Below are 8,919 nucleotides of genomic sequence, written 5' to 3'. Positions count from 1 at the left end.
GCTGAATGCTGAGAGCTGACCGCTTTTTTAAGAATAGCTTTTGATAAAAATATGGCGAATCAAGAATATCTAGCCTTACTTAATCGTGGTGTAATTGTCTGGAATGAATGGAGATATAAAAATCCACATTTACAACCTGACTTTACTAATGCTAACTTGAGAGGTTTTAATCTAGAAGGTGTTAATTTTCAAGGAGTAAATTTAACAGGATCTGATCTATCTTTAGCTCAATTGATTAATGCTAATTGTAGAGATGCTATTTTTACTTCAGCTCAACTAATAAATGCTAATCTAACTGCTATTAATCTTCAGGGTGCTAATTTAATAAATGCTAATTTGATTTCTGCCGATCTAAGAAATGCTAATTTAATTGAAGCTGATTTAGTTAATGCTAATTTAATTGGAACTGATTTACAAAATTCTAATTGTCGATATGTTGATGCAACTTCAGCTAACCTGAGTAGAAGCAACTTAGCCAACGCAGATTTAATGAAAGCTAACTTCAGTTATGCTAATTTTAACTATGCTAATCTTTATAACAGTCAATTAATTGGGTCATATTTTTATCAAGCTAATTTAGACAAAGCTAATCTGATTAAAGCTCATCTGAGTGGGATTTATTTATCAAATTCTTCTTTAAGAGAAGCAAACCTTTATAGAGCAGATTTGAGATTTGCTGAACTTAAAAAAGTTGATTTGCAAGATGCAAATTTACAGGAAAGTTATTGTCGAGGTATTAATCTCAAGAAAGCTATTTTAATTAGAGCAGATTTAACAGGAGCAAATTTAAGAGGAGCAGATTTAAGAAGAGCTAATTTTACTGATGCTTTGATTGATAATATTAACCTTGTAGATGCTAATCTTCAGGAAACAATTATGCCTGATATTAATTAATGGATAATTGATAATTAACTCTTGTTAAAACCATCGGATTGAAAATAAAGAAATATCCTAGCACTTTTTTTCTCTTGAAATAGAAGGCTTTATACCTTGATTTTTCGGTAACGTTAATTACAATTATTAACTTTATTAGCATAGAATAAAGCATTTAGGTCACGGACATTCGTAAATTCCGTTTGCGGAGTATTTGGAGACAGAAAACTCAGGAGCGAAATAAATTTTGACTTTTGAATTTTGACTTTTGATTTATTCACTAGGACCTTCTAGTATTTCTTGTACCTCATTATTAGTTTTACCTAAAATCCTAGCTATAGGTGCTACTAAATTTTCCTCTANTATTAGCATAGAATAAAGCATTTAGGTCACGGACATTCGTAAATTCCGTTTGCGGAGTATTTGGAGACAGAAAACTCAGGAGCGAAATAAATTTTGACTTTTGAATTTTGACTTTTGATTTATTCACTAGGACCTTCTAGTATTTCTTGTACCTCATTATTAGTTTTACCTAAAATCCTAGCTATAGGTGCTACTAAATTTTCCTCTACTGCTTTACCCGCATAAATATCCTTGAGTTGTTCAGGAGAAACTTTGTGAATATCACAGAATTTAATAAACTCATGGCCACTAACCTGTAGTTGTTCTTGCCTTTCCCGTAATAGCAGGGCGATCGCTCTTGGTCCATATTTAGGTCGTTCCGCTAGAGCTATATATTTCTGCATTAAGTCATTGACTCTACTTCTTTTTCCTCCTACTCGTCGCAGCAAATCTAGACAAGCTAACCTGAGAGCTTTGCGTAGTCTTTCCTGCTCATTCATAACTTCGAGCATTTCCTCAGCATATTCGGGTTTACAAATGCCCACTAATTCTCCATCATTTAAAATTGGCACATAGAAACCCATTCCACATTCCCAAGGTAATTCTTCTTTAGTAGTCATGCCTAAGCCTCCCGCTTTTCTGTAACTTGCTAGAATTAGAATAGTGTACTATATTAATATTTGCTAATATCTATTTTATAAAAAAAACGAGAACTCTGTCCTCGCTTTTTGATTCCGCATTTTAGTCTAGAAGAATAATTTCCATACCATAAGATAAAGCTAATGTCAATTACACTGACATAGGAGCAGAACTAGATGCAGCCAACTCCTGCAAACGCTCCTGTTGGTCTTGAGTAATGCAAGCTTGAATCACATTTTCTATATCTCCCTCTAGAAGAGGTGCAAGAGAAAAGTTCTGACTTAAGCGATGATCTGTCGCTCTATTGTCTTTATAATTATAAGTACGAATTTTTTCAGAACGAGAACCAGTACCTACTTGCGATCGCCTCATAGAACTTACTTCTGCTTGTTGCTCCTGGAGCTTAATCTCATAAAGTTTAGCCCGCAAAATCTGCATTGCTCGCTCTCTGTTTTGTAGCTGACTCCGCTCCTGGGTACAAAAAATTCTAATTCCTGTAGGCTTATGAAACAAGTCTACAGCAGTTTCAACCTTGTTCACATTTTGTCCACCAGCTCCACCAGAACGAGCAGTTGACAATTCAATATCTTTCTGGTCTATTTCAACTTCTACATCATCCACTTCTGGCATAATGGCCACTGTTGCTGTTGAAGTATGTACTCTCCCACCTGCTTCTGTCACTGGAACCCTTTGAACCCGGTGAACTCCTGCTTCAAACTTCAGCTTACTGTAAACTTGCTCCCCTTTAATTTCTAAAATTGCTTCCTTAAAACCACCCATATCTGCTAAAGACTCACTCAGCAAACTTACTTTCCAATTTTGGGTTTCTGAGTAGCGGGAGTACATTCTTACCAGATCCCCTGCCCAAATACTAGCTTCATCTCCTCCAGTACCAGCTCTAATCTCCAACATAATATTCTTATCATCGTTGGGGTCTCGTGGTAGTAGAGCAATTTTCATTTGAATTTCCAGAGATTCTAGTTTGGCTTCCAATTCCTCGACTTCCAACTTAGCCATCTCTTGCATTTCTAGGTCGCCACCAGATTCTTTCAATATTTCTTTAGCATCAATTAATTCTTCCTGAGCATTTTTCCAATCTGTATAATGATTGACAACTTCTTCTAGAGAAGAGCGTGCTTTAGCTACTTTTTGGAACTCAGTGGGGTCTTTAGCAATATCTGGATCTGCCAAACGTAGAGTCAACTCATTATAGGTTTGCTCTACAGATTTTAATTTATCTAATAAATATGTTTCAGCCATTGTCAGTTGTCCTTTATCTAAATATTAGTGTTTTATTTGTAGGGGAATATTATGGGATACTTTTATGTTAATTGTTGTCTGTAATATTTGACTTAAGCATTCAGCTAGAGCGTAAATAATAAATAATTCCTTGTCAGGTTAAAGGAGCGGACTCAAGTCGTAACTTTTCAATTCTCCATCAATTTCAAGGGTTACTTTTACCTCTTTAGCTGATGGCTGAATGCTTACTATCTGACAGACAACTAATTAAGGACAATTGACAGTCTAGCTATTTCTTACCCTTAGCTTTTTTAGATTTAGCTTTTTTAGCAGCAGATGGTTTAGTAGATTTAGATTCACCACCTTCTTGTTTACTATATTTACGCATAAATCTTTCAACCCTTCCTTCAGTATCAATAATTTTCTGAGTACCTGTAAAGAATGGATGATTTCCCGACCAAACATCAACATGAATTTCAGGTTGTGTAGAACCAATTGTCATTACAACTTCACCGTTACAATAAACTTTGGCTTCTGGATACCACTCAGGATGAATACCAGCTTTAGGCATTTTCTTTACTCTACTTCAATTACAAATATTTTCTTTACTATTAACTGTTTTAAATTAATTCTACTAACTTACTAAAGTAGTTCCTTAATAGAATTTAATTAATCAACAGACTAGATTCTAATAATTTATAGTTCTTTTTATTCTATCAAATTATTTGCCAATTATTACAATGGAACTGGTGATAATTGGCAAATGAACTTTATTCATGTTGATATATGTAGCTCACTCATTACTGGCGTAAAAATTCTCACGCTTAAATAATAGTTAAAGCAAGGAAGCATGGGGAAATTGCTATGCTTCTCCACTATTTAATTCTAAATTCTAAATTACAATATATAGCAGTCGAAGCAAAGATTAGGACATCTCTAAATCCTGTTTGCGGAGCATTTCCGTAGGAAAAACCCTTTGACAGTTTACTATTCCCTATTCCCTATTCCCTATTCCCTAGCGCGGAGCGCTATATCAACGCTTGGAGTATTGAGATGCTTTACGAGCTTTGCGTAAACCATACTTTTTCCGTTCTTTAGCACGAGGATCGCGAGTCAAATATCCTTCTATTTTCAGAGGTTTACGATTTTCTGGGTCTAACTGACACAAAGCTCTAGCCACACCTAATCTAATTGACTCAGCTTGTCCAGTTAATCCTCCTCCTGTAGCTTTAACTAGAATGTCATATTCATTTTCCAAACCTAACGTTTCTAGTGGAGCTTTAGCAGATGATAAATAATTATGATTATATTGCAGGTAAAGTTCACCTTCTTTACCATTAATAATCAATTTGCCTGTACCTGGCACTAAACGTACTGATGCGACCGAAGACTTACGACGGCCAGTACCCCAGTACATAGCACGGCCACTTTCTGTTCCTTGCATTATTTTTCTCCTCCTGGAATAGTTTGAATAGTAATTGTTTCAGGTTTTTGAGCTTCGTGAGGGTGGTCAGGCCCTGGATAAACTTTTAATTTGTGGTGAAGTTTTCTGCCTAAAGAATTTTTAGGTAGCATTCCGTAAACTGCCTCCTCAATAATTCTTTGAGGCAAACGAGCTTGTAATTTAGAAAAAACTTCTGTTTTCATACCACCTGGTCTTCCCGAATGGCGACGATAAAGTTTCTGACTACTTTTCTTACCAGTTACAGTTACTTTTTCAGCATTAACTACAACTACATAGTCTCCTGTATCGATATGAGGAGTATAAGTAGGCTTATTTTTACCCCTAATAATCATGGCAATAGCAGTTGCTAATCTGCCTAGACGCTGACCTTCAGCATCAATAACATACCATTTTTTGCCTTCAACATCCTGTGGTGGCAAGTAAGTTTTATTCGTCATTTTCTTTGTTAGTTATTGTGTTTAAATTGTTTATATTTGTCTTTAGTTGAAGCATTCAGCTATTGCTTTTAGTGTGGGATAAAGGCTTGATTAATTGAGCAAAAATTCAATCCTAGAAAAGTCGGCTCCCTTAACCTTAAAGTCTATAATTCATTAAATATTATTACTCAGAGCTAAGAGCTAATAGCTGATGGCTGAAAGCTGAAAGCTAATAGCTAGTTAAAATCAAGAATAAATTTAGGCATAGTATCATACCAAACTTCTTGGGGAAAAGGAAATTCTGGATAACCAACCCGCAATAAACAAAGACCACTAGCTGGCGCTGAATGCTTCACAACCTCCCTTCTTTCATTAACCCAAATATCTGTAAAACTTTCCAGCGATCGCTCTTTTTGTCCAACTTGAATAAGTAACCCCACCAATAACCGCATCATTCCGTACAGAAACCCACTTGCTTGAACCTCTATATGAATAAATGGACCTTCCCTTTGACAATTGACATCTTGTACATCTACCCAAGAATGGGGACGAGAAGAGCCAGCTCTTTGAAAAGCAGCCAAATGATGACGGCCAATTAAAGGATTCAAAGCTGCTTGAATCAATTGTGGGTCTAAAGATGCTTGATAGTAATGCCAAACAAAAGGCATCACAAACAAATTAGGCCGTTTATCTGTATAAATGGTGTAGCGATAACGTCGCCAAATTGCGGTAAACCGTGAATGCCAACTAGATTCTACTCTGGCCGAGCCTCTAATCAAGATATCATTACTCAATCGTGAATTGAGAATAGTAGCCCATTTATGAGCAGGAATTGGGCCTGAAACATCAAAATGAGCTACTTGAGCTGCTGCATGAACTCCTGCATCTGTTCTACCCGCCCCATGTAAAGTCACAGGTTTGTTAATTACAGAAGAGATAGTATTTTCGATTTCTTCTTNGAGCCTCTAATCAAGATATCATTACTCAATCGTGAATTGAGAATAGTAGCCCATTTATGAGCAGGAATTGGGCCTGAAACATCAAAATGAGCTACTTGAGCTGCTGCATGAACTCCTGCATCTGTTCTACCCGCCCCATGTAAAGTCACAGGTTTGTTAATTACAGAAGAGATAGTATTTTCGATTTCTTCTTGTACGGTTCGTTGATTTGGCTGTCTTTGCCAGCCATGAAAATTAGTACCTTGATATTGAATTACAAGAGCAACACGCTGAAGTAAAGTTTGGTTATTAGCCATGGGATATTTGCAGTTTTAAAAGCTTAAAAATCAATATTTATCAACATTAATTTTTGACTTTTATCTAGTAAAATACTAACTTTTTCTAATTAATTTCCCAGTGCTTTTTAGGATAAACCTTAAATCAGTTCAATAATTGCCATTTCTGCATTATCTCCGCGACGGCGAATAGTTCTCAAAACACGAGTATACCCTCCATTTCGAGAACCATATCTTTCTTGGGCACCCTCAAATAAAGAGTGAACTAACTGTTTGTCAAAAATATAGCCTAGAGCGCGTCGGCGAGCTGCCAATGATCCATCCTTGGCTAAGGTAATCATTCTTTCTGCTTCTGACTGTACAGCTTTTGCACGGGTTTTTGTGGTAGTAATTCGACCATGACGAATTAATTCAGTGGTAAGCGATCGCAACAGAGCGCGACGCTGGTCTGTTGGCTTACCTAACTTGGGGACACGACGAGTATGACGCATAACTACTTTGATTATTTTTTAATATTTTAGCTGGTGTTTCGGATTATTTTTTCTCCTACTTTTACGAGCAGTTTAATGAACTGAAATTGTTCACATTTAAAATTAATATGTTTTCCTCTTATTGCAGTTTTTTTCTCCTTTTTTAATTGATTTTTTCTTAGAGACAAAAACTGATTAAAACCAGTTTTTTTATCTCTAAGTAGCTTTAGCAATTTTTTCTTGCGGTAAAGTTATTCCCAAGCGTTTTTGTAAAGCTTCTATCACTTCTTCAGCCGATTTTTGACCAAAGTTTTTGATTTCTAACAAATCTTCTTGACTATAATCAAGTAGGTCTGCAACTGAGTTAATTTGAGCTCTTTTTAGACAGTTATAAGCCCGAACAGATAGTTGTAATTCCTCTATAGGAATCTGACTTGTTGGATCTGTTGGCTCTCCCGATGGAGCATCTGCCATATTGGTGATATCTTTGAGTGGTTCAAACAAACCCATTAAGATACTAGCAGCATGACTCAAAGCATCTTGAGGTGTATAACTGCCATTAGTCCAAATATCCATAATTAGCCTGTCTTGTTGCAAAGAACCACCGATCAGGGCATCCTCAACGGTATAGTTAACTTTACGAACAGGCATAAAAATGGCATCTATTTGCAGAAAATCTAAAGCAGTTATATCGTCACGAGTACGATCTACTGCTCTATAACCAGTTCCTTTTTCAATTCTAAACTCCATCTCCAGAATTGCCCCTGGGGATAGAGTAGCTATATATTGACTGCGATCGATGACTTCAACCTCCGAAGGTACATCAAATCGATCAGCAGTTACTGTTGCAGGTCCTTCCATCCGTAACNACCAGTTCCTTTTTCAATTCTAAACTCCATCTCCAGAATTGCCCCTGGGGATAGAGTAGCTATATATTGACTGCGATCGATGACTTCAACCTCCGAAGGTACATCAAATCGATCAGCAGTTACTGTTGCAGGTCCTTCCATCCGTAACCTACCAATTTGTGGTTGGTTAGAATGACTTTTGAGGACAACCTCTTTCATGTTCAGCAGGATTTCTAGAACATCTTCTCTTACCCCCTTAATTGTGGCAAATTCGTGATTAACTCCAGCTATCCTGACTGATGTAACGGCTGTTCCCTCTAAGTTGGCTAGCAGAACCCGCCTCAGTGCATTCCCTACTGTTGTACCTTGACCACGTGCAAGTGGTTCTATAACAAACTTTCCGTACTGACTTCGATCTTTGTCAGTTCGGGACTCTACACACTCGTAATGAAATTGCGCCACGGAGTAACCTCCCTTTTCCATAAACCCCAGAGTTAATAATTTGATTAGACTCTACGCCGTTTTGGTGGACGGCAACCATTGTGAGGAATTGGGGTAATATCTCGAATCAAAGTTATTTCTAGACCTGCCCCCTGTAAAGCCCTAATTGCTGTTTCTCTTCCTGCTCCTGGACCACTTACCATTACTTGAACTTGGCGCATTCCTTGATCGTTCGCTCGGCGTGCTGCGCTTTCTGCTGCTGTCTGTGCAGCAAAGGGAGTTCCTTTTTTCGCCCCTTTGAAACCACTGGAACCTGCTGATGCCCAAGAAATTACTTCGCCATTTAGGTCAGCAATAGTTACAATTGTATTATTGAAGGTAGACTGGATGTAAGCTACCCCATTGGGTACATTCTTTTTTTGTTTTTTTGGACCTGTTTTTTTGCCCGGTTGTCGTGCCATATCTCTCTGTTATGAGTTGGATATCAAGTTAATAATCTGCTTTTATAACAACAAGTAGACTAAATTCTAATTATTATGAAACATAAGGGATGTTAGAACTTAATGATTAGAAATACTTTTTGCTAGTTGTTAAATGCCCTATTATAGTTTTAATACTAGCAGCAGCACCTCACAGTTAGAGTCAACTTGTTGATTTTATAATTCTGTATCTCGATCTAGATTTTTTTTGATTGTCAATTTAGAACTATGATTCTACAATTACTAGCAACGCTAAAATAGCTAATATTTTATTTTTCCCCTAAATCTAAATCTATAAAAAATCAACTAGGAAAAAATTTTTATCTGCTGAATAATAGCTATAAATAGACAAGAATAATTGACTTTTCAACTTAGCAATTTAATTCAATTAAACTCTTGTCAATTTGAGTGAGTTATATCACTATAATTAATGTCAATTATTCATAATCTGAGATAGTTAGCTTGCATTACAT

At 36.6% G+C, this 8,919-nt stretch carries 8 protein-coding genes and 4 pseudogenes; 1 reads left to right on the top strand and 11 read right to left on the bottom strand.

What is annotated here, in order from left to right; translation table 11 throughout:
- Positions 1–51: 51 nt before the first annotated feature.
- Positions 52–894: a pentapeptide repeat-containing protein gene (locus AFK68_RS22170; RefSeq protein ID WP_094675148.1), complete on the top strand. Its 843-nt coding sequence runs from the start codon at positions 52–54 to the stop codon at positions 892–894.
- A 461-nt stretch (positions 895–1,355) separates the two neighbouring features.
- Here the strand turns inward: AFK68_RS22170 and AFK68_RS22165 are convergent, their stop codons facing one another.
- The 11 genes and pseudogenes from AFK68_RS22165 to rpsK all read right to left on the bottom strand — a co-directional run bounded on the left by AFK68_RS22165 (position 1,356) and on the right by rpsK (position 8,428).
- The gene (locus AFK68_RS22165; RefSeq protein ID WP_094675146.1) at positions 1,356–1,835 is read right to left on the bottom strand and encodes a hypothetical protein; all 480 of its coding nucleotides are present in this window, start codon (positions 1,833–1,835) and stop codon (positions 1,356–1,358) included.
- A gap of 169 nt (positions 1,836–2,004) precedes the next feature.
- Positions 2,005–3,114 (bottom strand): peptide chain release factor 1, encoded by a 1,110-nt coding sequence (prfA, locus tag AFK68_RS22160; protein WP_094675144.1) that lies wholly within the window; start codon positions 3,112–3,114, stop codon positions 2,005–2,007.
- A gap of 268 nt (positions 3,115–3,382) precedes the next feature.
- Positions 3,383–3,664: a 50S ribosomal protein L31 gene (gene rpmE / locus AFK68_RS22155; RefSeq protein WP_094675142.1), complete on the bottom strand. Its 282-nt coding sequence runs from the start codon at positions 3,662–3,664 to the stop codon at positions 3,383–3,385.
- Positions 3,665–4,126: 462 nt separating this feature from the next.
- Positions 4,127–4,537, bottom strand: a complete 411-nt coding sequence (gene rpsI / locus AFK68_RS22150) for a 30S ribosomal protein S9 (protein ID WP_094675140.1) — start codon at positions 4,535–4,537, stop codon at positions 4,127–4,129.
- Positions 4,537–4,995: a 50S ribosomal protein L13 gene (gene rplM / locus AFK68_RS22145; protein WP_094675138.1), complete on the bottom strand. Its 459-nt coding sequence runs from the start codon at positions 4,993–4,995 to the stop codon at positions 4,537–4,539. The genes rpsI and rplM overlap by 1 nt, the downstream gene beginning before the upstream one ends.
- A 215-nt stretch (positions 4,996–5,210) precedes the next feature.
- Positions 5,211–5,932, bottom strand: a pseudogene (gene truA, locus AFK68_RS22140) (tRNA pseudouridine(38-40) synthase TruA); the annotation flags it as partial.
- Between the two features lies 1 nt (position 5,933).
- Positions 5,934–6,229: pseudogene (locus tag AFK68_RS22135) on the bottom strand (tRNA pseudouridine synthase A); the annotation flags it as partial.
- A gap of 119 nt (positions 6,230–6,348) precedes the next feature.
- On the bottom strand, positions 6,349–6,699 hold the full coding sequence (gene rplQ, locus AFK68_RS22130) for a 50S ribosomal protein L17 (protein ID WP_094675132.1): 351 nt from the start codon (positions 6,697–6,699) through the stop codon (positions 6,349–6,351).
- Between the two features lie 195 nt (positions 6,700–6,894).
- Positions 6,895–7,546 (bottom strand): annotated as a pseudogene (locus AFK68_RS22120) (DNA-directed RNA polymerase subunit alpha C-terminal domain-containing protein); the annotation flags it as partial.
- A gap of 1 nt (position 7,547) precedes the next feature.
- Positions 7,548–7,988: pseudogene (locus tag AFK68_RS22115) on the bottom strand (DNA-directed RNA polymerase subunit alpha); the annotation flags it as partial.
- Positions 7,989–8,032: 44 nt separating this feature from the next.
- Positions 8,033–8,428: a 30S ribosomal protein S11 gene (gene rpsK, locus AFK68_RS22110; protein WP_094675128.1), complete on the bottom strand. Its 396-nt coding sequence runs from the start codon at positions 8,426–8,428 to the stop codon at positions 8,033–8,035.
- Positions 8,429–8,919 lie beyond the last annotated feature (491 nt).

Origin of the sequence: Hydrocoleum sp. CS-953 (genome assembly GCF_002260545.1) — a bacterium.
In the GTDB taxonomy this organism is placed as follows: Bacteria; Cyanobacteriota; Cyanobacteriia; order Cyanobacteriales; family Microcoleaceae; genus Trichodesmium.
This window is presented reverse-complemented; position numbering and strand designations above follow the sequence as displayed.

Bases quoted from the DNA above. Each gene is read 5' to 3' on its own strand.
- AFK68_RS22170 (WP_094675148.1), top strand. From the start codon at position 52: ATGGCGAATCAAGAATATCTAGCCTTACTTAATCGTGGTGTAATTGTC.
- AFK68_RS22165 (WP_094675146.1), bottom strand. From the start codon at position 1,835: ATGACTACTAAAGAAGAATTACCTTGGGAATGTGGAATGGGTTTCTAT.
- prfA (WP_094675144.1), bottom strand. From the start codon at position 3,114: ATGGCTGAAACATATTTATTAGATAAATTAAAATCTGTAGAGCAAACC.
- rpmE (WP_094675142.1), bottom strand. From the start codon at position 3,664: ATGCCTAAAGCTGGTATTCATCCTGAGTGGTATCCAGAAGCCAAAGTT.
- rpsI (WP_094675140.1), bottom strand. From the start codon at position 4,537: ATGCAAGGAACAGAAAGTGGCCGTGCTATGTACTGGGGTACTGGCCGT.
- rplM (WP_094675138.1), bottom strand. From the start codon at position 4,995: ATGACGAATAAAACTTACTTGCCACCACAGGATGTTGAAGGCAAAAAA.
- rplQ (WP_094675132.1), bottom strand. From the start codon at position 6,699: ATGCGTCATACTCGTCGTGTCCCCAAGTTAGGTAAGCCAACAGACCAG.
- rpsK (WP_094675128.1), bottom strand. From the start codon at position 8,428: ATGGCACGACAACCGGGCAAAAAAACAGGTCCAAAAAAACAAAAAAAG.